This window comes from Pantoea sp. GM_Pan_3 (assembly GCF_026541045.1).
In the GTDB taxonomy this organism is placed as follows: domain Bacteria; phylum Pseudomonadota; class Gammaproteobacteria; order Enterobacterales; family Enterobacteriaceae; genus Pantoea; species Pantoea anthophila.
In genome coordinates, this window is the sequence record NZ_JALNVA010000001.1 from 1,316,797 (window position 1) to 1,341,457 (window position 24,661).

The 24,661-nt window shown below is 57.1% G+C and carries 22 protein-coding genes; 6 read left to right on the plus strand and 16 right to left on the minus strand.

Annotation, left to right across the window (positions count from 1 at the left end; all coding sequences use genetic code 11):
- A complete protein-coding gene (gene phoQ / locus OXR04_RS06230) occupies positions 1 to 1,461 on the plus strand; it encodes a two-component system sensor histidine kinase PhoQ (protein ID WP_046101611.1) in 1,461 nt (486 codons plus the stop codon).
- A 57-nt stretch (positions 1,462 to 1,518) separates the two neighbouring features.
- The gene (locus tag OXR04_RS06235) at positions 1,519 to 2,643 is read left to right on the plus strand and encodes a cupin domain-containing protein (RefSeq protein WP_267369486.1); all 1,125 of its coding nucleotides are present in this window, start codon (positions 1,519 to 1,521) and stop codon (positions 2,641 to 2,643) included.
- A 59-nt stretch (positions 2,644 to 2,702) separates the two neighbouring features.
- Here the strand turns inward: OXR04_RS06235 and pepT are convergent, their stop codons facing one another.
- The 6 genes from pepT to lolC all read right to left on the minus strand — a co-directional run bounded on the left by pepT (position 2,703) and on the right by lolC (position 8,253).
- Complete coding sequence (gene pepT / locus OXR04_RS06240) at positions 2,703 to 3,932, minus strand: peptidase T (protein WP_267369487.1); 1,230 nt, start codon at positions 3,930 to 3,932, stop codon at positions 2,703 to 2,705.
- Between the two features lie 29 nt (positions 3,933 to 3,961).
- Entirely contained in the window at positions 3,962 to 4,120 is a 159-nt protein-coding gene (locus OXR04_RS06245) for a hypothetical protein (protein WP_265136397.1), read from the minus strand.
- Positions 4,121 to 4,132: 12 nt separating this feature from the next.
- Positions 4,133 to 4,966, minus strand: coding sequence for a Sir2 family NAD+-dependent deacetylase (gene cobB / locus OXR04_RS06250; protein WP_140924303.1), 834 nt, complete (start codon positions 4,964 to 4,966; stop codon positions 4,133 to 4,135).
- Between the two features lie 146 nt (positions 4,967 to 5,112).
- Positions 5,113 to 6,357: a lipoprotein-releasing ABC transporter permease subunit LolE gene (gene lolE / locus OXR04_RS06255; protein ID WP_009090832.1), complete on the minus strand. Its 1,245-nt coding sequence runs from the start codon at positions 6,355 to 6,357 to the stop codon at positions 5,113 to 5,115.
- Positions 6,357 to 7,061: a lipoprotein-releasing ABC transporter ATP-binding protein LolD gene (gene lolD, locus OXR04_RS06260; RefSeq protein ID WP_111207919.1), complete on the minus strand. Its 705-nt coding sequence runs from the start codon at positions 7,059 to 7,061 to the stop codon at positions 6,357 to 6,359. Before lolD ends, lolE begins: the two co-directional genes overlap by 1 nt.
- A complete protein-coding gene (lolC, locus tag OXR04_RS06265) occupies positions 7,054 to 8,253 on the minus strand; it encodes a lipoprotein-releasing ABC transporter permease subunit LolC (RefSeq protein WP_009090834.1) in 1,200 nt (399 codons plus the stop codon). The genes lolD and lolC overlap by 8 nt, the downstream gene beginning before the upstream one ends.
- Before the next feature lie 248 nt (positions 8,254 to 8,501).
- On the opposite strand from lolC, the gene OXR04_RS06270 reads away from it, so the two are divergent.
- Together OXR04_RS06270 and mfd are read left to right on the plus strand one after the other, a co-directional pair.
- Positions 8,502 to 8,711 (plus strand): hypothetical protein, encoded by a 210-nt coding sequence (locus tag OXR04_RS06270; protein ID WP_009090835.1) that lies wholly within the window; start codon positions 8,502 to 8,504, stop codon positions 8,709 to 8,711.
- Between the two features lie 226 nt (positions 8,712 to 8,937).
- Entirely contained in the window at positions 8,938 to 12,381 is a 3,444-nt protein-coding gene (gene mfd / locus OXR04_RS06275) for a transcription-repair coupling factor (protein ID WP_267369489.1), read from the plus strand.
- Positions 12,382 to 12,516: 135 nt separating this feature from the next.
- Here the strand turns inward: mfd and OXR04_RS06280 are convergent, their stop codons facing one another.
- From OXR04_RS06280 to hinT, 9 genes are all read right to left on the minus strand, one after another.
- Positions 12,517 to 13,059: a glycine zipper 2TM domain-containing protein gene (locus OXR04_RS06280; RefSeq protein ID WP_009090837.1), complete on the minus strand. Its 543-nt coding sequence runs from the start codon at positions 13,057 to 13,059 to the stop codon at positions 12,517 to 12,519.
- 398 nt (positions 13,060 to 13,457) lie between these two features.
- Positions 13,458 to 14,021: an Ail/Lom family outer membrane beta-barrel protein gene (locus OXR04_RS06285; RefSeq protein WP_140924311.1), complete on the minus strand. Its 564-nt coding sequence runs from the start codon at positions 14,019 to 14,021 to the stop codon at positions 13,458 to 13,460.
- Positions 14,022 to 14,652: 631 nt separating this feature from the next.
- Positions 14,653 to 15,957, minus strand: a complete 1,305-nt coding sequence (locus tag OXR04_RS06290; protein ID WP_009090841.1) for an NAD(P)/FAD-dependent oxidoreductase — start codon at positions 15,955 to 15,957, stop codon at positions 14,653 to 14,655.
- Between the two features lie 213 nt (positions 15,958 to 16,170).
- Positions 16,171 to 16,713, minus strand: coding sequence for an alpha/beta hydrolase YcfP (ycfP, locus tag OXR04_RS06295; protein ID WP_267369491.1), 543 nt, complete (start codon positions 16,711 to 16,713; stop codon positions 16,171 to 16,173).
- Between the two features lie 40 nt (positions 16,714 to 16,753).
- On the minus strand, positions 16,754 to 17,794 hold the full coding sequence (gene nagZ, locus OXR04_RS06300) for a beta-N-acetylhexosaminidase (protein WP_058957492.1): 1,041 nt from the start codon (positions 17,792 to 17,794) through the stop codon (positions 16,754 to 16,756).
- A 39-nt stretch (positions 17,795 to 17,833) separates the two neighbouring features.
- On the minus strand, positions 17,834 to 18,616 hold the full coding sequence (gene thiK, locus OXR04_RS06305; protein WP_267369581.1) for a thiamine kinase: 783 nt from the start codon (positions 18,614 to 18,616) through the stop codon (positions 17,834 to 17,836).
- 16 nt (positions 18,617 to 18,632) lie between these two features.
- Positions 18,633 to 19,232, minus strand: coding sequence for a penicillin-binding protein activator LpoB (gene lpoB, locus OXR04_RS06310; RefSeq protein ID WP_009090848.1), 600 nt, complete (start codon positions 19,230 to 19,232; stop codon positions 18,633 to 18,635).
- 11 nt (positions 19,233 to 19,243) lie between these two features.
- Entirely contained in the window at positions 19,244 to 19,612 is a 369-nt protein-coding gene (locus tag OXR04_RS06315; RefSeq protein WP_009090849.1) for a DUF1425 domain-containing protein, read from the minus strand.
- Positions 19,613 to 19,632: 20 nt separating this feature from the next.
- Positions 19,633 to 19,983, minus strand: coding sequence for a purine nucleoside phosphoramidase (hinT, locus tag OXR04_RS06320; RefSeq protein WP_009090851.1), 351 nt, complete (start codon positions 19,981 to 19,983; stop codon positions 19,633 to 19,635).
- 359 nt (positions 19,984 to 20,342) lie between these two features.
- Between hinT and OXR04_RS06325 the strand changes: the two genes are divergently transcribed.
- Together OXR04_RS06325 and OXR04_RS06330 are read left to right on the plus strand one after the other, a co-directional pair.
- On the plus strand, positions 20,343 to 21,944 hold the full coding sequence (locus OXR04_RS06325) for an MFS transporter (protein ID WP_111207924.1): 1,602 nt from the start codon (positions 20,343 to 20,345) through the stop codon (positions 21,942 to 21,944).
- The gene (locus OXR04_RS06330; protein WP_009090855.1) at positions 21,941 to 23,080 is read left to right on the plus strand and encodes a glycoside hydrolase family 88 protein; all 1,140 of its coding nucleotides are present in this window, start codon (positions 21,941 to 21,943) and stop codon (positions 23,078 to 23,080) included. Before OXR04_RS06325 ends, OXR04_RS06330 begins: the two co-directional genes overlap by 4 nt.
- Before the next feature lie 54 nt (positions 23,081 to 23,134).
- Here OXR04_RS06330 and ptsG read toward each other — a convergent pair whose 3' ends face one another.
- Positions 23,135 to 24,571, minus strand: a complete 1,437-nt coding sequence (ptsG, locus tag OXR04_RS06335; protein WP_009090856.1) for a PTS glucose transporter subunit IIBC — start codon at positions 24,569 to 24,571, stop codon at positions 23,135 to 23,137.
- Between the last annotated feature and the right edge of the window lie 90 nt (positions 24,572 to 24,661).

Below are 24,661 nucleotides of genomic sequence, written 5' to 3' on the forward strand. Positions count from 1 at the left end.
ATGTCCTGGTTTAATCGTTATCGCCCGATTTCGCTGCGCGCCCGCTTTCTGCTGGCCTCCGCAGCGATTGTTCTGTTCCTCTCCCTCTCTTACGGCATGGTCGCGGTGATTGGCTATGTGGTGAGCTTTGATAAAAACACCTATCGCGTCATGCGTGGTGAGAGCAACCTCTTCTTTACGCTGGCGCAATGGCATGACAACAAGCTCACCATCGCCCAGCCGGAGCGGATGACGCTCAACTTCCCGACGCTGGTGTTTATCTACGACGAGCGCGGCAAGCTGCTGTGGCAGCAGCGCGACGTTCCGGATATCCGCAAAAAGATCCGCCATGAATGGCTGCTGAAGCCCGATTTTTACGAGATTGACACCAGCAACCGCACCAGCATGCTGGCGATGGGGAACAACCTGAATGCGCAGCGACGCCTCAACGACTGGGATAACGACAGCAACGATACCTTTACCCACTCGGTGGCTGTCAACCGTTACGATGCCACCACCAATCTGCCTGCGCTCACCATCGTGGTGGTCGACTCGATCCCGCAGGAGCTTCAGCACTCGGACGTGGTCTGGTCGTGGTTCAGCTACGTGCTGGCCGCCAACCTGATCCTGATTGTTCCGTTGCTGTGGCTGGCCGCGCACTGGAGTCTGCGGCCAATCGGTGCGCTGACTCAGCAGGTGCGCGAACTGGAGACCAGTCAGCGCGAAAACCTGGACGACAATCCCCCACAGGAGCTGCGCAGCCTGGTGCGCAATCTCAATCTGCTGCTGACCAATGAGCGGCAGCGTTATACCCGCTATCGCACTACCCTCTCTGACCTGACCCACAGCCTGAAAACGCCGCTGGCCGTGTTGCAGAGTACGCTGCGCTCGCTGCGCAACGGCAAAGAGCTGACGGTGGAAGAGGCAGAACCGGTGATGCTGGAGCAGATTAGTCGTATCTCGCAGCAGGTCGGTTATTACCTGCACCGCGCCAGTATGCAGGCCGATCACAATCCGCTGCAGCGCGATCTGCATTCGGTCTCTGGCCTGCTCGACAGCCTCTGTTCGGCCCTGAATAAAGTCTATCAGCGTAAGGGCGTGGCGATTACCCTGGATATCTCTCCGGAGCTGACCTTTGTGGGTGACCAGAATGACTTTATGGAAGTGCTGGGCAACGTGCTCGATAACGCCTGCAAATATTGCCTGGAATTTATCGAAGTAAGCGCGTTTCAGAGCGACAAGGCGCTGCATCTCTATATCGATGACGATGGCCCGGGCATCCCTGAAAGCAAGCGCGACCTGGTGTTTGTTCGCGGACAGCGGGCCGATACGCTGCGTCCCGGCCAGGGATTAGGTCTGGCCGTGGTGCGCGACATTCTTGAGCAGTATGAAGGTAACGTCATCGCCTCCGGCAGTGCACTCGGCGGAACCCGCATGGAAGTGATCTTTCAGCGGCAGGAAGTCGAACATCGCCGCGAGTAGAAAAGCCGCCGGGCTGTTATACTTGCTGGCATTTACAGCCCTAAGCGGAACTCTTTTATGGACTATCAGCTCGATCTTAACTGGCCCGATTTTATTCAGCGCTACTGGCAGAAACGCCCGGTGGTGCTGAAGCGTGGCTTTAAAGACTTTGTCGATCCGATTTCACCGGATGAACTGGCCGGACTGGCGATGGAAAACGAGGTGGATAGCCGCCTTGTCAGCCGTCAGGATGGCAAATGGCAGGTCAGCCACGGCCCGTTTGAGAGCTACGATCACCTGGGCGAGAACAACTGGTCGCTGCTGGTACAGGCGGTCAATCACTGGCACGAACCCTCTGCTGCGCTGATGCGCCCTTTCCGTTTCCTGCCTGACTGGCGCATTGATGACCTGATGGTGTCGTTTGCTGTGCCTGGCGGCGGCGTCGGCCCCCATTTTGATCAGTACGATGTCTTCATTATTCAGGGAACCGGTCGCCGTCGCTGGCGCGTCGGTGAAAAAGTGCCGATGAAGCAGCACTGCCCGCATCCCGATCTGCTGCAGGTTGAGCCCTTCGACGCCATCATTGATGAAGAGCTGGAGCCGGGCGATATCCTCTACATTCCACCAGGATTCCCGCACGAAGGCTATTCGCTGGAGAACGCCCTGAACTACTCTGTCGGTTTCCGTGCCCCCAGTGGCCGCGAGCTCATCAGCGGCTTCGCGGATTATGCTCTGGCGAATGAGCTGGGCAGCCTGCGCTTCAGCGATCCGGATGTCCCGGCGCGTGAATGCCCGTCACAGATTCTGCCACAGGAGATTGAAGGTGTGCGTCAGCTGATGCTGGATGTCGTTAACCAGCCGGAGCATTTCGCGCACTGGTTTGGCGAATTTATTTCGCAGTCGCGCCATGAGCTTGATGTGGCCCCGCCGGAGCCGCCTTATCAGCCTGATGAAATTTATGATGCGCTGCAGCAGGGCGATGCCCTGAGCCGCCTGGGCGGCCTGCGTGTATTAACGGTTGGCGATGCGGTGTATGTCAACGGTGAGCGGGTCGAATGTTCACGCCCTGAGGTGATGGCGGTGCTGGCGCATCACTCCCGCATCACGCTGGATGATCTGGGTGATGCGCTGGATGATCCGGCAGTGCTGGCGCAGATCGCCGGTCTGGTGAATGCCGGGTACTGGTATTTTGGTGACGAATAACCGGTAGTCCGCTTCCGGAATCAGGCTCTCTGCCCCTCAGGTCAGAGAGCCTTCTCTCATTATCCCTTCTTCTGCGCCGCCAGTTCTGACAGACGCACAATCACTTCCACCGTTTTCGCCATGATGTTCAGCGAGGCGAACTCGTGCTTGCCGTGATAGTTGTAGCCCCCGGTAAAGATGTTCGGACAGGGCAGCCCTTTCCACGACAGCGACGACCCATCGGTGCCGCCACGAATCGGTTTCACCACCGGTTCAATACCGCAGTCACGCATCGCCTGCAGGGCCAGGTCAATGATATGCGGGAACGGCTCGACCTTTTCACGCATGTTGCGATAGCTGTTGGTGATCTCAACGGTGACGGAGCAGTCAGGATGCAGGGTTTTGTTAATCTCCGCAGCGATCTGCAGCAGCGTCTGTTTCCGCTGTTCAAAACTTTCCGTTTCAAAGTCACGGATGATGTAGAGCATCTCGGCGTGCTCGACACTGCCCTTGATCTGATGCATATGGTAGAAGCCCTCGTAGCCGTCGGTAAACTGCGGTTTCTCACGGGCCGGTACCGCCGCGTGGAACTGATTTGCCAGCTCCAGCGCATTCACCATCACCCCTTTGGCGGAGCCAGGGTGGACGTTGTTGCCGACGATGCGGACCGTGGCCGAGGCGGCATTGAAGTTCTCATATTCGAACTCACCCAGATCGCTGCCATCAATAGTGTAGGCCCAGTCGGCGGCGAAGCCTTCCACATCAAAGTGAGAGGTGCCGCGTCCGATCTCTTCGTCAGGCGTAAAGGCCACGCGGATCGCCCCGTGCGGCGTATCACTCGCCGCCAGCTGCGCCATCGCCGTCATAATCTCTGCAATGCCCGCTTTGTCATCCGCACCGAGCAGGGTTTTGCCGTCGGTGGTAATCAGCGTATGACCGATCAATTTGTGCAGCACCGGGAACATGACCGGCGACAGGATCTCATTGCCACTTCCCAGCGCGATGTCACCGCCGCGATAGTTTTCAATGATCTGGGGATTCACATGCTTCGCCGTGAAATCAGGCGACGTATCCATGTGGGAGATGAAACCGATGACCGGGGTGGGCCAGTCGACATTGGCAGGCAGCGTGCCCATAACACAGCAGTGATCGCTTAAGGTGACATCGACAAATCCCAGCGCCAGCAGCTCTTCCTGCAGCTGCCGTGCCAGCGTCCACTGCCCTTCGCTGCTGGGCACCTGGCGCGCCTGCGGCTTAGCCTGAGTTTCAACGGCCACATAACTTAAAAAGCGCTCAAGTAACTGTTCCATATCCCATCCTTTAAAAGTGCTGTGCGGTATTATTCACCGATCGGCCTGTCACAACGTTGCGTAAAATCATCAGCAGACAGGTTAGCGCTGTCGCTGACCTTCAGCAAAGTAATAAGCCCGAAAAAAACGCCGGATGACGAGATTGTTGCATCGGGGCAGACGTCGTCGATAACAACAGGGGCGGCCATCGCCGCCCCTGTTTATTTATAAAGACCGCGCAGTAGCTTATGCACGAACTCCGGCACCACTTCACTCGCCAGGCCGTAATGCCGCTCGGCAAACTCGTTGCCCACCTGGCTCGGCTCCAGGTTCAGCTCAACGGTATGCGCGCCCTGCAGTCTGGCTTCGTGAACAAAGCCCGCCGCCGGATAGACGTGGCCCGAGGTGCCGATGGCGATAAAATAGTCGGCCTGTTCCAGCGCCTGATAAATCTGCTCCATGCCCAGCGGCATCTCACCAAACCAGACCACATGCGGTCGAAGTGCGGAGGGAAACTGGCAGCAGGTGCAACGATCGTCAGGAGTGATATCGCCGCTCCACTCAATCACCTGGCCGCTGGTCACACAGCGCACTTTTAACAGCTCGCCGTGCATATGCAGCACCCGGCTGTTTCCGGCGCGCTCATGCAGGTTGTCGATGTTCTGCGTAACCAGCAGAAAATTATCGCCTAACACCTGCTCCAGCTCCGCCAGCGCCAGATGGGCCGCATTGGGCTGAATCTCTGGCTGCTGCAGCTGCTGACGGCGCGCATTGTAGAAGCGCTGCACCAGCGCGGGATCGCGCTGAAAGCCTTCCGGTGTTGCCACATCTTCTACGTGATGCTCTTCCCAAAGACCGTCAGCCGCGCGAAATGTACGAATGCCGGACTCGGCGGAAATACCTGCGCCGGTCAGGATCACCACATGCGGCAGAGGGTGGGCGGCCAGTTCGGCCTGACGATCGCGCTCAAATATGCGCTGACGAAAGCGCTGATGCACTTTTCGCCGGGTTTTCTTCAGGCGGGCAAGTCGTATGCGGCGACGTGGTGTTCGCATAAAATCTCCTGGCGTAGCAGCTGCGGCGAGCTGCTCTGAACAGATTCCGGGTAAACATCACCCGATAGTAACGGTTGCCGGGGGCAGAACCCCATAGCAAAGGTCTTAAACAAAAGCGGCGCGATAATCACTCGCGCCGCATTGTCCTACTGACCGCTTAAAACCCGAGCCGGGTCAATGCGGCTGGCGCGTCTGGCGGGATACCAGCTCGCCAGCAGACTCAACAGAATCGCAGTAATCAGTACTGAGAACACATCAATCCAGTGCAGTTCCGACGGCAGAAAGTCGATAAAGTAAATATCGCCCGCCAGCAGATGATGACCGGTGATCGACTCCAGTCCGCGCACCAGTTTCGTCAGATTCAGCGCCACCAGCACGCCCGCGACCACGCCGCTGACGCTGCCCAGCAGACCTGCCAGCAGCCCGTACCAGATAAAGATGGCACGGATCAGGCGGTCTTTGGCACCCAGGGTACGCAGGACCGCAATGTCGCTGCTCTTATCTTTCACCGCCATCACCAGTGTGGAGACGATGTTGAAGCAGGCGACGCCAATCACCAGTACCATTGCCAGATACATAATGGCGCGGATCATCTGAATGTCGCGGTACATGTAGCCGTAAGTGCCGATCCAGCTCTTAATGTAGACGTAAGAGCGGGTCGCCTCACCGGCCTCGCGCACCAGCTTAACCGCCTGGAACGGGTCGGTCATCTTCAGGGCGATGCCGGAGACGCTCTCCCCCATCTCCAGATAGTGCTGGGCATCAGCCAGCGGCACCAGCGCCAGGCTGTGATCGAGCATACCGCTGAGTTGCAGGATGCCACTCACCTGCAGCCGGATGCGTTTTGGCTGCAGCAGTTTATTATCACCATCGTTATTCGGGATCATGATGGTGATCCAGTCGCCCTGCTTCACATTCAGCGATTTGGCAATGCCGCCGCCGAGGATGATCTGCTGTTTACCGGCGGCAAAGGAGGACCAGGCGTTGTCTGCCACAAACTGCGGCAGCGCGCTCAGGCGCGGCTCCTGTGCCGGATCGACGCCCTTGACCTGCAGCGCTTCCAGCCGGGCTCCGCTCTCAATCAGGCCGGTAAAGTTAACGTAGGGGGCGGCGGCCGCAATGCCGGGCACCTTTTCAATCGGGGCGATCATCGATTGCCAGTGCTGAAACGGCTGATTCACCGCCTCGATCTCACCGTGCGGCACCACCGCCAGAATGCGGTTATTCAGTTCACGCTCAAAGCCGTTCATGGCGCTCAGACCGATAATCAGCACCGCCACGCCCAGGGCGATACCGATGGTGGAGATCACCGAAATCAGCGACACCATGCCGCCCCGGCGGCGTCCGCGGCTGAAGCGCAGGCCCAGCAACAGGGATAACGACGAACCCATTACACCGCTCCTGCCAGGGTGAGCCGATCGCTTAACTGCCCGTCACGCATCTCCATCTGACGCGTCATGCGTTTTGCCAGCATCAGATCGTGGGTCACCACCAGAAAGGCGGTGCCCTGACGGACGTTCAGTTCGCCCAGCAGTTCAAAAATGGCGTCGGCGTTGCGCGCATCGAGGTTGCCGGTTGGCTCATCCGCCATCACCAGCCGGGGACGGTTGACCAGCGCACGGGCAATCGCCACACGCTGACGCTCGCCGCCGGAAAGCTCAGACGGCCGGTGCGCGGCGCGATGGTCCAGCCCGACCGCGGCCAGCATTTCACGGGCGCGATCCTGCGCTTCCGCTTTGGCGGTTTTGCCAATCAGCAGCGGCATCGCCACATTCTCCAGCGCGCTGAAGTCCGGCAGCAGATGATGGAACTGATAGATAAAGCCCAGCTCGCGGTTGCGCAGTTCGGCTTTGGCGGAGGAGGACATCGCATTGAGTGACTGGCCGTCGAAGACCACATCGCCAGAGGTTGGCGCATCCAGGCCGCCGAGCAGATGCAGCAGCGTACTCTTACCGGAACCGGAGCTGCCGACAATCGCCATCAGTTCACCCGGCTGGAGGCTGAAAGCCACGTTGCGCAGCACATCGGTCTGCACGCTGCCTTCCTGATAGCGTTTGCACAGGTCGCGACACTGCAACAAAGGAGAGTTACTCATAACGTAAAGCCTCAGCGGGTTGAACGGCGGCAGCGCGCCATGAAGGATAAAGCGTAGACAGCAGCGCCACGATCATCGCGCTGAGGGCGATGGTCACCACCTGCCACGGATTAATATCGACCGGCAATGCTGCGCCATCCAGGAACAGGCCAATGACCGGCATTAAGGTGTTGAGCTGGCTGGCGAGCAGCACGCCCAGCAGGGTGCCGAGCAGCGTGCCGATAATACCGGCGCTGGCTCCCTGAACCATAAACACCGCCACAATCTGCCGGCGAGTCAGGCCCTGGGTTTGCAGGATCGCCACTTCGCCCTGCTTCTCCATGATCAGCAGGCCCAGCGATGTAATGATGTTAAAGGCGGCGACGGCGATGATCAGGCTCAGCAGCAGGCCCATCATGTTCTTCTCCATACGCACCGCCTGGAAGAGATCGCCTTTGCGCTCGCGCCAGTCTTTCCAGACCAGGCCCGCCGGCAGCGTCTGCTGGCTCAGGCTGTCAACCTCAAGCGGTTTGTCGAGCCAGAGTCGCCAGCCGGTGATATTCCCGGCCGGATAGCGCATGACACGCGACGCATCCTGAAGATTGACCAGGATCTGATAACCATCGACTTCGCTGTTGGCAGCATAGGTGCCCGCCACCGTAAACAGGCGCTGGCTCGGCACGCGGCCCATCGGCGTAAACTGGCTGACCGACGGCACCATCAGACGCAGCTGGTCGCCGCGTTTAACGCCCAGCTGAGAAGCCAGCTGTTCCCCGAGGATGACATTGTACTGCCCGGCCTGCAGGACGCGCTGATCGGTGTTGACCAGAAACGGCGTCAGCGGATCTTTCTCATCCGGCGCGATACCGAGCATCACCCCAACCGAGACGCTGTGCGGGCTTTGCAACACCACATTCGCCGTGGTCAGCGGTGCAATGCGGCTGACCCCGTTGAGGTTGAGGGAACGGGCGGGTTGCTGTTGCGGATTAATGCTGCCTTTGTCGCTGGTGATCAGCGCCTGAGGCATCAGGCCAAGAATATTGCCTTCGAGTTCACGCTCAAATCCGTTCATGACCGATAACACGGTCACCATCGCCAGCACGCCGAGCGTAATGCCAATCGTTGAGAGCCAGGAGACAAAGCGACCGAAGCGATCCGATGCTCGTCCGCGCATGTAACGCAGACCGATAAATAGCGCGACAGGTTGATACATGGAATCCAGTAAGCCGTTGCCTGAAAATAGGTAGTGGGATGATAAAGGAGAGGCTGGCTTTATGAAACCTCTAACCCTCTGAGTCGGCAGCAAAGTTGCATCAGAATGCGTCACATTCCCTGCCAAAGCCGGGGAATAGCGCATAAAGCCGCCGCTTATTGGCTGATTATCCGCCACCGCAGGGGGTAGACTACAATCAGTAACAGGATAAGAAGCGAGGTTATCGCCCGGCCACAGAGGTAGCGACCATGTTCAGATTTCCCAAAGGCAGCATCGTGAAACATCAATCCGGGGAGATCCGGGGCGAGATTATCAACGTCTTTGAGCAGGGAGCGGCATCGGCTGGCTACTACGTAAAGTGGGACGACGGCAACCTCAGTTTTCATCCTGAGCAGGAGTTATCCTGGGCGAATATCGACCGCCCACGCATGCATTACACACAGCAATCCATAAAATAAATGCCCGTTTAACCCCGTCGCTGCATGGCGACGGTGGTTTTTTCCGATCCCCCCGCCCGACTCCGTCTATTCTCTTTTTAGCCGCTGCGTTACCGCTGACACCCGGTAAGCACTGCCCGATTCGGGTTCAGCGCGGCGCGGCAGGAAAATTGTGCCGCAAAGGTGATCCCCCTGACATAATATGGAATGATTACGTCCTGGAAAAATGGAGCAACCCCGAGATCCCATGCCCGAACAGACTCGTTATACCCTGCCCGTTAAATCCGGCGATCACCGGCAGCTTGGTCAGCTTATCGGCGCTGCGCACGCGGTAGAGTGTGCCAGCATTACCGAGCGACATGCCGGTCCGGTGTTGATGATTACGCCCGATACCCAAACCGCCCTGCGTCTGCTGGATGAAATCCGCCAGTTTACCGATCTGCCAGTGGCCCATCTCGCTGACTGGGAAACGCTGCCCTACGACAGCTTTTCACCGCATCAGGATATTATCTCCTCCCGCCTGTCGACCCTTTACCAGCTGCCGGTGATGCAGCGCGGGTTGCTGATTATGCCGGTCAACACGCTGATGCAGCGCGTCTGCCCGCACAGCTTCCTGCACGGTCACGCCCTGGTGATGAAACAGGGACAAAAACTGTCGCGCGACAGGCTGCGCGACCAGCTTGAGCAGGCGGGTTATCGCCATGTCGACCAGGTGATGGAGCACGGTGAATACGCGACGCGCGGCGCCCTGCTCGACCTGTTTCCGATGGGCAGCGATCAGCCCTACCGCATCGACTTCTTCGATGATGAGATTGACAGCCTGCGTCTGTTCGACGTTGACAGTCAGCGTACGCTGGAAGCGGTGCCGGAAATCAATCTGCTGCCCGCGCATGAATTTCCCAGCGACAAGGCAGCCATTGAGCTGTTCCGCAGCCGCTGGCGTGAGATCTTCGACGTGCGTCGCGAGTCGGAGCATATCTATCAGCAGGTCAGCAAGGGCACGCTCCCGGCGGGCATCGAATACTGGCAGCCGCTGTTTTTTGAGCAGCCTCTGCCCAGCCTGTTCAGCTATCTGCCTGACAACACCCTGATTGTGAACTGCGGCGATCTGGAAGGCAGTGCCACCCGCTTCTGGCAGGATGCGGAGGCGCGTTACGAGAATCGTCGCGTCGATCCGATGCGTCCGCTGCTGGAGCCAGCCACCCTGTGGCTGCGTCCGGACGGTCTCATGGGCGAGCTGAAAGCCTGGCCGCGCATCTCCATGACCAATGAGGTGCTGCCGGCAAAAGCCGCCAACACCAATCTCGGTTATACCCCGCTGCCGGATGTGGCCGTTCAGACCCAGGCAAAAGCGCCCCTTGACCCGCTGCGTCAGTTTATCGACACCTTCAGCGGTGCCGTGGTCTTCTCGGTTGAAAGTGAGGGCCGCCGGGAAAGCCTGCAGGAGCTGCTGGCACGCATCAAACTGCGTCCTCAGCCGGTGCATCGCTTCGATGAGACCGGTGAGGATCGTTTCAGCCTGATGATCGGGGCCAGCGAACGGGGTTTTATCGACACCGTGGGGAACCGGGCGCTGATTTGCGAAAGCGATCTGCTGGGCGAACGCGTCAGCCGCCGCCGTCAGGATACCCGCCGCACCATTAACCCGGATATCCTTATCCGTAACCTGGCGGAGCTGCATCCCGGTCAGCCGGTGGTGCATCTGGAGCACGGCGTGGGCCGCTATATCGGCCTGACCACGCTGGAAGCGGGTGGCATCCAGGCGGAATACCTGATGCTCTCCTACGCGAACGACGCCAAACTTTACGTGCCGGTCTCCTCGCTGCATCTGATTAGCCGCTATGCCGGTGGGGCTGACGAAAACGCGCCGCTGCACAAACTGGGCAGCGATGCCTGGTCTCGCGCACGGCAGAAAGCCGCCGAAAAAGTGCGCGACGTGGCGGCGGAGCTGCTGGACATCTATGCGCAGCGCGCCGCCAAAACCGGTTTTGCCTTTAAGCATGACCGCGAACAGTATCAGCTGTTCTGCGAAAGCTTCCCGTTTGAGACCACCCCCGATCAGGCTCAGGCCATCAATGCGGTGCTGAGCGATATGTGTCAGCCGCTGGCGATGGACCGCCTCGTGTGTGGTGATGTGGGCTTCGGTAAAACGGAAGTGGCCATGCGCGCCGCGTTTCTGGCTATTGAGAACCACAAGCAGGTTGCCGTGCTGGTGCCGACTACCCTGCTGGCGCAGCAGCACTACGATAACTTCCGCGATCGCTTCGCCAACTGGCCGGTGCGCATTGAGATGCTGTCCCGCTTCCGCACCGCGAAAGAGCAGGCGCAGGTGCTGGAACAGGCCAGCGAAGGCAAGATCGACATCCTGATCGGCACGCATAAGCTGCTGATGAGCGATCTGAAATGGCACGATCTGGGTCTGCTGATTGTCGATGAGGAGCACCGTTTCGGGGTGCGTCACAAAGAGCGCATCAAGGCGATGCGGGCAGATGTGGACATCCTGACCCTGACCGCCACGCCTATTCCGCGTACCCTGAATATGGCGATGAGCGGCATGCGCGATCTCTCCATTATCGCCACACCGCCTGCCCGCCGCTTAGCGGTGAAAACCTTTGTGCGCGAATATGATGATCTGGTGATCCGCGAAGCGATTCTGCGTGAGATTCTGCGTGGCGGCCAGGTCTACTACCTCTACAACGATGTCGAAAATATTGAGAAAGCGGCACAGCGTCTTAGCGAACTGGTGCCGGAGGCGCGGGTAGCGATCGGCCACGGGCAGATGCGTGAGCGTGAGCTGGAACGGGTGATGAACGATTTCCATCATCAGCGTTTCAACGTGCTGGTCTGCACCACCATTATCGAAACCGGGATCGATATTCCTACCGCTAACACCATCATCATCGAGCGGGCCGACCACTTTGGCCTGGCGCAGCTGCATCAGTTGCGCGGCCGCGTCGGGCGTTCGCACCATCAGGCTTATGCCTGGCTGTTAACGCCACATCCGAAGGCGATGACCACCGACGCGCATAAGCGACTGGAGGCGATCGCCTCGCTCGAAGATCTGGGGGCCGGTTTTGCGCTGGCAACGCACGATCTGGAGATTCGCGGGGCTGGTGAACTGCTGGGTGATGAGCAGAGCGGGCAGATGGAGACGCTGGGCTTCACGCTCTATATGGAGCTGCTGGAGAACGCCGTCGATGCGCTGAAAGCGGGGCGTGAACCTTCACTGGAGGATCTCACCAGCAATCAGACCGAGGTAGAACTGCGGATGCCCGCGCTGCTGCCGGAGACCTTTATACCGGATGTCAGCACCCGTCTGTCGCTCTATAAGCGCATCGCCAGCGCGGAAGCGGAAGAGGAGCTGCAGGAGCTGAAAGTGGAGATGATCGACCGCTTTGGCCTGCTGCCCGATCCGGCGCGCAATCTGCTGGATGTCGCCATCATCCGGCTGAAGGCCCGCGCGGTGGGGCTGCGCAAGATTGAAGCCAGCGATAAAGGCGGCTATTTCGATTTTGCGCCGCAGAACAAGGTGGATCCGGCCTGGCTGATCAGCCTGCTGCAGAAAGAGCCTCAGCAGTGGAAGCTGGATGGCCCGACACGGCTCCGGTTTACGCGTGAGCTGACGGAAAGAAAGATTCGTATGGATTGGGTGCAGAGCTTCGTTTCACAACTGGCTGAGCATCAGGCGTAACCGGTTCTTCCGCGCCTCGCCCGTTTTCCGGCGAAGCGCGGCGCGCAGAACGCCATGAAAAAAGGCGCATCCTGAGATGCGCCTTTTTTATTACGTCGTGCTGTGTGGCCGCGAGTGCGGCAAAGCTTTGCCCAATTACGCCTGGTCGCCGTTAAGGATCAGCTGACCATTGCGGTCCAGTGGAATACGGGTGCCGGGATCATTTTCCATACGGATTTTGCCCTGCTGGTCGCCTATTTTATAGGTCACGTCATATCCCAGTTGTTTCTCTTGTTTGTCGTAAACTGTTTTGCAGCGCTGCTCGGTTGTGGTGTAGGTATCCCGATCCTGCAGTCCGCCCTGGACCTGATTACCGGCATAACCGCCCGCTAACGCACCTGCGACGGTTGCCACGTCCCTGCCGCGTCCGCCACCAAACTGGTGACCTAACACGCCCCCGGCTACTGCACCCAACACCGAGCCAGCAATACGGTTCTCATCCTGAACCGCCCGGCGATGCGTCAGCGTGACGTTACGGCACTCCTGACGTGGCTGTCTGATGCTCTCTTTGATTGGCGTTGCAGCCAGTACCTGAGCGTATTGAGGACCGCGATCAAACACGTTCATGCCTGCTACGGCGGCAACACCCAGTGCTGCTGCCACACCAATACCGATACCCGCTAACATTGATTTATTCACAGGAAGTCCTCCTGAAAAGTGTTACCGCGCATTCCTGCCGTAAAGCATCCTCGTAAACTGAGGCATAACCGACGTGCGCGACTCGCCGTGTTTGTTGGGATGAAGTTTTACAGATGGACCGAAATTGCAACATCAGATAAATGGAGGAAATCGGTCACTTTGCTTTCAGGACCATTTTTTAGGAGAGTTCTGAGGAGAGAAAAGCAGCAGTATCCGCTTTTACAGGCTATGGATAAATTTATTTAAATCAATGGGATAACAGAAACTACCCTGCACGCTGTCAGGCACTGGCGTTATCCGGTAACACAGGGCGCGCGTCTGGCGTCTGAACGTTGTTTATCGGGGTGAATGTGGAATAACCCCGGCCAGAGGACCGGGGTCAGAGAACCAAAGGTGGCTCAGAAACGGTAACCGATACCGATGTTAAAACCATTGATGGCAACATCTTCACTATATTTCACGCGAGTGCCTTCATAGCCAACACTTACCGAGAGGTTGCTGACTGGATTCACGACGATACCTGCGCCCCAGGCCAAAGAGGTTTTATTTTCGCTGTATTTTTCGGACCAGCCATCGAGGTAGGTCACGTTCTCATCCACTTTGGTATGGGCAGCACCAATCAATGCATAAAGACTGACATAGTCATTGAGGCGATAGGCCGGACCTGCCATCAGTGAATAATATTTCACGTTGGTTTTGCCGTCATATCCGCTGATATCACCATAAAAATCTTCGCGCTCAGAAAAACTTTCATCGCCTTTCAGGTAGCTGAATGAGCCAATCACGCTGAGAGGCGAGTCCCACTCATAGCGATACTGAACGTTAACGCCGCGTAGATTTTTAAAGTCTTCAACTTTGCTTTGAGCATAGCCGATGGAGACGGTGTGGTTATTTGCCAGCGCAGTATTGCCGGCTAACAGCCCTGCGCAGAGCACTGCCATGAGGGTAATTTTGCTTTTCATCTGAATCATCCTTTTAATAATTTCATACCTTATTTCCCTGCGCCAGGCGCAGGACTTCATTCCCTGAATTACCCACATCGGACAGAAAGACAATTCTGCCTGCCTCACCGCCTGTGTCGGACAGGAATTTATTCACATGATCCGTGCAGGACGCTTGCATGGCCGGTTGCCTGTCAGAAAAACAGGCAGGCCATTATTTAACGCGCGTCAGATTTGATCCGAGAAATTCTGGCCATGACGGCATAAAGCGTCAGGCTGTAATTTACGTTAACCGGCGAATTTATTCAGACCATTCCGTTGATTAATGACGTTAACGAAGAGAGAAGTCTGCAACAGCACAGCCGTTATTTAATGATTTAATGTCAGAAAAAACAACCTGCCGCGTGCGCTGGAAATGCCTGAAATGACCCTCAAACAACAACGCAGGTAATGAAAATATTAATTATTATGCAACCTGATAACCTTTTATTCGACTATGCCGGAACCAGGATGCGTGTCAGGCGATTATCCACCTCTACACTTCCCTCTCTTTTTATCATCGCGGGTTGGTTTAATCAGGTCATGTAAAAAGCAAAAAAAAGCCCCCTGCCATGAGGGGGCTGATAGCAAAATGGTACTCGCCTGTGGCGAATCAGTGCAGCTTAAGCCGCGGACGGATCACCCGGTTGATGCTGCCGACCAGCATCATCAGGCCGGTTTTAAAGTAGCCGTGCAGTGCGATCTGGTGCATACGATAGAGAGAGATGTAGACAAAGCGCGCAATGCGCCCTTCCACCATCATGGAACCGCGCATCAGGTTGCCCATCAGGCTGCCGACGGTACTGAAGCGGGAAAGCGACACCAGCGAGCCATGATCTTTATAAACATAGGCTTTCAGCGGTTTACCGTGACGCTGCGCCAGGATATTTTCCATCGCGCGTGAAGCCATCTGGTGCGCCGACTGAGCACGTGGCGGGACAAATCCGCCACCCGGCAGGGCGCAGGAGGCGCAGTCGCCAATCGCATAGATGTCATCATCCAGCGTAGTCTGCAGTGTCTCTTTCACCACCAGCTGGTTGATACGGTTCGTTTCCAGTCCGCCAATCTCTTTCAGGAAGTCTGGTGCTTTGATGCCCGCCGCCCAGACCATCAGATCGGCTTCGATAAACTCACCGCCTTTGGTGTTAAGACCGTTGCGCTCGGCACTGGTCACCATAGTCTGTGTCAGTACCCGCACGCCCAGCTTGGTGAGCTCCTGATGGGCGGCGGCAGAGATGCGCGGTGGCAGTGCAGGCAGAATGCGCTCGCCCGCTTCAACCAGCGTCACGTTCAGCGCTTCGCGTCCCAGACCTTTAAATCCGTAGCTGTGCAGCTGTTTCACCGCGTTATGCAGTTCGGCTGAGAGCTCAACGCCCGTTGCGCCGCCGCCAACAATGGCGATATTCACTTTCTCGACCTTACCTTCGCTGGCAGAGAACTTCAGAAACAGGTTGAGCATCTCGTTATGGAAACGACGCGCCTGATGCGGGTTATCCAGAAAGATACAGTGATCTTTCACGCCAGGCGTGCCGAAGTCATTGGAGGTGCTGCCCAGCGCCATAACCAGCTGGTCATAGGCCACTTCGCGCTGCGGCACCAGCACTTCACCGTGCGCATCAAGCACTTCGGCCAGGCGGATCACTTTACGGCTGCGATCGATATCGGTGAGCGATCCCAACTGGAACTCGAAACCGTGATTGCGGGCATGGGCCAGATAGCTCAGCGCATCAATGCCCTCGTCCATCGAACCCGTCGCCACTTCATGCAGCAGCGGCTTCCACAAATGACTGTGGTTGCGATCGACCAGAATAATCTCGGCCTTCTTTTTACGGCCCAGTTTATGGCCCAGCTGCGTCGCCATTTCCAGGCCGCCTGCTCCCCCGCCGACGATAACAATTTTCTTAACAGATGTAGTCAACAAAGACCCCCTCAAATTGTGAACCAAAAGTTAACTGAAGGTTAAATTAAACCTTAATAAACATAGGGTTGGCGAAGTTAAAAATCGCAATCTGCTGGCAGAATAGCATGGCAGGAAGAGGAGGACATAAGAATATTGATATACATCAAAGAAGACGAATAAAACTCAGAGAATTACGCAATGAAAACAGGCACCCTGCGGTGCCTGCTCTGCTTAACCTGCTGTTTTAAAGGCTTTTATCCGCTGAAGGTGTGGGGATATATTTTTGAATTTGTGCCCTTCCGTCTCGTCCCAGACAATCTGATAAAAGGGATGCAGCTCACTGGCGATGCGCTGCGTATCCAGCGCCTCATCCTGACGGGAAAGAAAAGTCAGGCAGCGATCGCGGTTACGCTCGCGAAAGTCACTGACGCATTTCGTGGCGATATCCTGATACTCCTCCGGACGGTCGATCTTCTCTTCCATGTTCTCCTGCGGAAACAGGTTAGGGTTGAAGATCGTCTGCCGGATGCCACATAAAAATCCGATGCGTTCTGACCAGTAGCCGCCCAGCCCGACACCGCAAATCAGCGGACGGTCATCGTCAGACAGGGTCAGCATTTTGTCCGTCTCTTTCAGCAGAAACTGCATGTCATGTTTAGGATGGCGGGTGCTGTAACTGATCAACCTGACGTCAGGGTCAATGAACTGCAGTTGCAGCACTTTTTCGTGATTGCCTGGACTGTTTGAATCAAAACCGTGCAGATAGATGATCATGTTAATCCTCAAGGTATCGATAGCGCCGGGCAATCCCTCCTTACCACGACGCTTTATGAGCCAGCCAGCGTTCCTGAAGTGCACTCAGTTGCCGGGCATTCTCTTTCCAGCGAGACGTTGCCTGCAACGCATCGCGGGTCAATCTGCCCTGATGATACAGCTGTGTAACCCGCTCTGACCCGACCGGGATCAGGTTATCGAGCACACTGATAGCCCCCTGACGCTGATTACAGACCAGAATCATGTCGCAACCGGCCGAGAGAGACTGCTGTGCCCGCTCAGGATAGCTGCCCATGACCGCGGCGCCCTCCATTGAGAGATCGTCGGAGAAAATCACCCCGTTGAAGCCCAGCTGCTCGCGCAGGACGGTTTTCAGCCAGTAAGGCGAACCACTGGCAGGAAGCGGGTCCACGTCGGTGTAGATGACATGCGCGGGCATAATGGCATCCAGCGCCTGCTCGGTTATCAGTTGGCTGAAGATCGCCATGTCATGTTCACGCAGCGTTTTTTCATCGCGCGGATCGCGCGGGGTCTCTTTGTGCGAATCGGCACTGACCGCACCATGCCCCGGAAAATGTTTCCCGGTGGTTTTCATGCCCGCCTCATGCATCCCGGCGATAAAACGACGGGCGACGGCAAGCGCGATAGCCGGATCGTCATGGAAAGCGCGGTCGCCAATCGCGGCGCTGATATGACCCACATCAAGCACCGGCGCGAAGCTGATGTCGATGTCCATCGCGATCATCTCTGCCGCCATCTGCCATCCTGCCTGCTGTGCCATCTCACCGGCGCGCTCAGCGTCGTGAAGGGCGGCAAAAGATTGCATGGCGGGCAGCTGGGTGAAGCCGTCGCGGAATCGCTGCACGCGCCCCCCCTCCTGATCCACCGCAACCACCAGCCGGGTGTGCGAGGCGGCGCGAATCTGGCGCACCAGCTCGGCCAGCTGAGCGGGATCGTGATAATTGCGGGCAAATAATATCAAACCGCCGACCAGCGGATGCTGCAGGATGTCGCGCTCTTCGCCATCCAGTTCATAACCCTCAACGTCGAGCATCAGTGGGCCGGGTAAATGTGATTTCATAACCTGAATCCTGTAGCGTTACGCCTCTGCGTGACGCGATTAAATCTGTTGCCAGCTCTGTCGAGCCATCTGTTGTAGTGCTTCATCGTCACACTGAGCGGCACGGAGCTGATACCAGCTGGCTATCAGTAACCGCAGCCAGGGCTGCCAGCGTCTGACCTGCTTTACCAGGGCATCAGGCGGCAGCCGCATTGCCGCAGCATAGTCGGCCAGCCAGTCGGCCTGGTTTTGCGGATCGCTGGCGCAGAGTGCGGCCAGCTCCAGCGCCACATCACCATCCGCGGCATATTCCCAGTCAATCAGATGCAGCCCTGTCTCACCCTGGATAATATTCCCGGCATGCACGTCCATGTGCAGCGGTGCCAGCCTCAGCGGCTGAGGTTCGCCCTGCTGCGTCAGCTGCCGGAGCGCCCGCAGCCAGCGATGATTGCGCTGAGGAACCTGCTGCCAGTACCGCCAGAGCAGCGGCAGCAGCGACAGACGGTAGCCGGTCAGCGGCTGCTGGTGCAGCTGTTGAAGCAGAGTGACAATCTGCGGACGCTGCTGGCTGAAGCGCTGTTCATCCAGCGCCTCGCCAGGACACCAGCTCAGCACATTCCCCTGCCGGTGGCCTGCAACGGGCTGAGGGGCCACTCCGCTGGCGCGCAGTTTTCGTAACAGACGAAACTCGCGCTGCCGGTCAACAAAGGGAATCGGCGGCTGAGGTGCCGCCCGCGCGATAAAGAGACCACGCGGGCTGACGATTTTCTGACTGTGCCCGGTCAGCCCGGCGAGCGGAAGCGATGTCGTCCTCTCTGGCTCGCCGGTGACCTGATGAATCATCCGCGAAAATGCGGAATCAATGCTGTGCAATGCCGTTGCCAGACCAGATGATTTCGCCGGTCTGCACCAGCATCAGCTGCATCTGCAGGGTCGGCGCTTTCACATCGCCGCGTGCATTGCTGTAAAGCACATACTGCGCGTTAACATTGCGTGCCAGGCCAATCGCTTTACTGCGCGAGTTCAGGCTGTCATCCGGTGACAAACCCAGCGCCTGCTTGGCCTGTGCCAGTTGATCGGCTGAAACCAGAGTGAATTTGCCGTTGTTGTTCAGCGCATTCTGGATCGCCGCTGTGGCTTTCTCGCTTTGCAGCGATCCGTTGGTGCTGTTTTTAATCCGATCCACCAGCAGCACGCTGCCTGGCTCGGCGCTGGTCGCCTGCAGCATCTGCGCCACCAGCGGCTGAACGCTGGCGTCCCAGTTGATCGTCACCAGCTTCGGTGGCTGCGGCACCGGCTGTGGCTGCGGTTGCGGCACCGGTTCAGGTTGCGGAACGGGCTGCACCGGCTCAGAAGGCTGGGTCGGTTCAACCGTGGCGGGCTGCTGCTGCTTCACGACACAGCCGGTGAGAATGAGCGCCATCAGGAGCGCTCCGGTACGATTAATACTGCGTATCACGTCGAAAATCCTTAAAGATAGAGATAGAGACGAACCTTGCTGGCAGTCAGGTTACCCAGTTGCGATGTGGCGACAATGCTCCCTTGTGCCGGAACGGTGACGGTCTGCGCCGGTTCCTGCGGGGTGATTTCCAGCCCCTTGTCGTCATACCAGTAGTAACGATAGTGCACAATGACCGGGGTTTCGCGCTGATTATAGAGCACGCTGGTGGCGCGTTTCAGTCCATCGTTCTCATCCAGCGTCGGCTCATCGGTGATAATCCCTGCCGACAGCACAGAGGACTCCATCACCAGCGATTGCGAGGTATTGATCATCGGTTTATCACTGCTACAGGCCGTCAGGCAGAGCAGGATCGGCAGGCCAGTCAGCCAGGATCGCATAGCACGTTTCCGTTGTCAGTTCAGTTTGAAAGCATCGGGCCCAGCGGTTCGCCACCCAGCAGATGCATGTGAATATGATAAACCTCCTGACCTCCATGTTGATTGCAGTTCACAATCAGCCGATAACCATTCTGATCGATGCCTTCCTGACGGGCGATTTTCGCCGCGGTGGTGAACATGCGGCCCAGCGCATGCTCATGCGCCGCTTCCGCCTCGTTAACCGTCGGGATCAGTACATTCGGCACGATCAGGATATGGGTCGGGGCTTTGGGCGAAATGTCGCGGAAGGCAGTGACCAGCTCATCCTGATAAACCACATCAGCGGGGATTTCGCGGCGGATAATTTTACTAAAAATGGTTTCTTCAGCCATGGTGCAATTCCTTTAGCATGAGTCGTAATCAAGCAGTATGAGGGAGAAATTTGTTTTCTTTCAACCTCGGTGCCACTTTTCTTGTTTTGTTAGCCTGCCTTTGCAGCAGCGCGCTATCTTCCTGGCCAGTATGCCGTTTTGCTGGTCCTGCTGACCACCGCCTCATTATAAAAATGAAACGCTGTTTCATAAATATGAGTTTCGCCCCCCTTTTCTTCATCTGGTTGCCATCCTGGCGCCATCCCTTGCCAAATCGCGAAGGTTTACCCCTCCGGTCAGTTCTACTTTGCTAACCAGTCCGGTTGAGATGTCCGGCGTCACCAGAGTTAACCGCCATACAACCTCAAGGAGCCTCTGCTATGCGCTCACGTAAAATTGGTCCGGGTCACTATCTGGCCTATGGTTCTGGAGATTTTCTTGGAGCCGGCACGACGGCACTGACTGCCGCCTGGTTGCTCTATTTTTACACCACCTTTTGTGGATTGACCCCGATTCAGGCCACCCTGATTTTCGCCGCCGCCCGCGTTCTGGATGCGATAGTCAGTCCGCTGATGGGGTTTATCACCGATAACTTCGGTTCGACCCGACTGGGTAAACGCTTTGGCCGCCGCAAATTCTTTATCCTGCTCGGCATTCCCGCGGTGTTCAGTTACAGCCTGATGTGGGTCAGCGACATGAGTTTCTGGTGGTATCTCTCCACTTATCTGCTGTTTGACATCGTCTACACCATGATCCTGGTGCCTTATGAAACGCTGGTCCCGGAAATGACGGACGATTTCAGAGAAAAAACGCACTTTTCGGGGGCGCGCATCGGGCTGGCACAGCTGTCGGCCATACTGGCAGCGTTTTTGCCTGGCCTTTTGCTGGGCTGGCTGGGGAAAGATAACCCTCTCTCCTTTTTCTACGCCAGTCTGGTCTTCTCCGTCATCTGTGCGCTGGTGCTGACACTGGTGTGGTGTTTTACCTGGGAGCGTCATCCTGATGATTTTTCCGCGGAGTCGCGCCGGGCCGGGCTGGAAAAACAGCAACTGACGCTCCGGCAGAGCCTGAAACGGCTCTACGTTGAGCTGGCTTCTACTCTGCGCATCCGCATCTTCCGCCAGCACCTGGGCATGTATCTCGGTGGCTATATCGCTCAGGATATCTTTAACGCCGTCTTTACCTGGTATGTGGTATTTGTGCTGATGCAGAGCGCCCAGGTCGCCTCAAGCCTGATGGGCACGATGGCGGTGCTGCAGTTCATCGCGGTAATGGTGATGATCCCGCTTTGCATCCGTCTTGGTCCTGCGCCCGCCTACCGTATGGTGGCTCTCCTGTTCGCCCTGGCAGCGCTCTCCTATGCCGGATTGTGGTATGCCGGCCTGAACGACAACATGTCACTGCTGCTCGCCGTCTCTGCCCTGGCTGGGCTGGGACGTGGCGGCATCAATTATGTGCCGTGGAACACCTACACCTATATCGCCGACGTGGATGAGGTGATCACCGGTCAGCGACGGGAAGGGATTTTTGCCGGCATCATGACGCTGACGCGGAAAGCGTCGCAGGCGGGTGCGGTGATGCTGGTTGGCATCATTCTGCAACTCTCGGGCTTTGTCTCAGGTCAGTCGACGCAGTTACCCGGGGTCAGCCACACCATCCTGGCGATTCTGAGCATCGGCACCGTCGCCGTTCTGGCCTGCGGCTTTATGGTGTCACTGCGCTTCAGGCTGAATCTGCAGACCCATACTGTGCTGCGTCAGGAGACGCAGAAAATGCGCGAAGCGGGCCGTATCGTGCCGGAAAGTATCACCCCGGACGCGCGCAGGATCGTTGAAATGCTGGCGGGCATGCCCTATGAGAATCTGTGGGGTAACAATAATATTGGCTTCCTCAATCGCAACAAGCCCGCTCCCGGCAAACTCCCGGCCCCCTCTCTGATCTCCCCTTCTTTAAACCCGACCTTAAACAGGAATAAATCATGATGCTCTTTCCCGTTAAACAGAGTCCGCTGCTGCGCCAGCCTGAGTATCTGCTGCCACGCCGTGAACTGGTACAGCTGATTGAGAAGCTGACACAAAATCTGATTAACATCACCGACGAAACCGGCGAATTTTTGCTGCGGCTGGATGATGGCCGGGTGATTGATACCAAAGGCTGGGCAGGCTGGGAGTGGACTCACGGCATTGGTCTCTATGGGATGCTGCACTACTACCAGCAGACCGGTGATGAGCAGACGCTGTCGATTATCGATACGTGGTTTTCGCAGCGGCTGGCGGAAGGCACGCCGACCAAAAATGTCAATACGGTCTGTCCTTTTCTGACTCTGGCCTATCGCTATGAGGAGACCGGTAATCCGGTCTGGAAGCCGGTACTTGAGCGCTGGGCGGAATGGGTCATGTATGAGATGCCGCGCACCGAACAGGGTGGCCTGCAGCACATTGTCTATAACAGCGAAAACAGGCAGCAACTCTGGGACGATACGCTCATGATGAGCGTGATGGCGCTGGCCAAAATCGGGCAGCTGCTGAAGCGCGACGCGTGGATTGAGGAAGCGGTTTATCAGTTCCTGCTTCATACCCAGTATCTGATGGATCGCGGGACCGGCTTGTGGTTTCACGGCTGGAACTTTGACGGCCGCCATCACTTCGCGAATGCGCGCTGGGCCCGTGGCAACAGCTGGGTGACGATAGTGATCCCCGACTTTCTGGAGATGATGGACTGGCCTGAGCATCACGCCACCCGCCGTTTTCTGCAGCAGGTGCTGGAAAGCCAGGTCAGGGCACTCAGCGCCTGTCAGCACAGCAGTGGATTATGGCACACCCTGCTCGATGACCCGCACAGTTATCCGGAAGCCTCTGCCACGGCTGGCTTTGCCTATGGGATTCTGAAAGGCGTCCGTAAGCGTTATCTGCCCGCTGAATTTCGTGAGGTCGCTGAAAAAGCACTGCGCGGTGTGATTGCCAACATTGATGAAGATGGCGAGCTGAAACAGGTTTCGTTTGGCACCGCGATGAGCAGCGATCTCGATGACTACCGCAACATTCCCCTGACCTCAATGCCGTACGGCCAGGCAATGGCGCTGCTCTGTCTGACCGAGTATCTGCGGGTTTACCTCTGAGTGGTAATAAAAAAAAAGCCCCGCAGTGCGGGGCTTTCTCATCAGCGTGTCTCGTTACATGCTGCGGATGTAATCATCCATATCGGTTTTCAGGTTATCGGACTTGGTGCCGAAAATGGCCTGCACACCTGAACCGGCCACCACCACGCCGCGGGCGCCGAGGTTTTTCAGTTCTGACTGATCCACTTTCGCCACATCGGCCACGCTGACGCGCAGACGAGTGATACAGGCATCCAGGTTAGTGATGTTCTCTTTACCGCCAAACGCAGCAACCAGTTTGCCAGCCATCTCTGTACCGGTCGCAGAAGATTGCTCGCTGCTGCTGCTCTCTTCACGGCCAGGCGTTTTCAGGTTCAGCTTAACAATCAGTACGCGGAACAGGGTGTAGTACACCAGACCGTAGATGATACCGATAATCGGGAACAGCCAGATTTTGCTGCTGTTGCCGCTCAGCACGATAAAGTCGATCAGACCGTGCGAGAAGCTGGTGCCATCACGCATCCCCAGCAGGATACAGATTGGGAACGCCAGACCCGCCAGAATGGCATGGATCACATACAGGATGGGTGCCACGAACATGAATGAGAATTCAATCGGTTCGGTGATACCGGTCAGGAACGAGGTCAGCGCAGCAGAGATCATGATGCCGCCGACTTTGGCACGGTTTTCAGGTTTCGCGGAGTGCCAGATAGCAATCGCAGCAGCCGGCAGGCCGTACATTTTGAACAGGAAGCCGCCTGAGAGTTTACCGGCAGTCGGGTCACCCGCCATGTAGCGTGGGATATCGCCGTGGAACACCTGGCCTGCGGCGTTGGTGTACTCGCCAATCTGCATCTGGAAAGGCACGTTCCAGATGTGATGCAGACCAAACGGCACCAGAGCGCGTTCTACGACGCCATAGATACCAAAGGCCACAACCGGGTTCTGATAGGCCGCCCACTGCGAGAACTCCTGAATCGCGGCACCCACCGGTGGCCAGATGAAGGAGAGCAGCACGCCCAGCACAATCGCCGCCAGGCCGGAAATAATCGGCACAAAACGCTTACCGGCAAAGAAGCCCAGATACTCAGGCAGCTTGATGCGGTAAAAACGGTTAAACATATAGGCGGCGATGGAGCCGGCGATAATTCCGCCAAGCACCCCGGTGTCGGCGAGGTGTTTAGCCTCGATCTCTGCCGCCGGCAGATGCAGAACCAGCGGCGCCACGACCGCCATGGTTTTCACCATGATGCCATACGCGACCACAGCGGCCAGTGCGGAAACGCCGTCATTGTTGGTAAAGCCCAGCGCCACACCAATCGCAAAAATCAGCGGCATATTGGCGAACACCGAGCCGCCCGCTTCTGCCATCACATGCGAAACTACTGCAGGTAACCAGCTGAAATTAGCTGAACCGACCCCTAATAAAATCCCGGCAATCGGCAGAACCGATACCGGCAGCATCAGCGATTTACCGACCTTTTGAAGGTTGGCAAAAGCATTTTTGAACATAGCGTGAAGCTCCTGAGTATGAGTGCATATTTGCGCAGTGCGCGTGGTAAAGAGGGAGGATTCTTTACCGGGGTGGCGGTAACCGCCTTT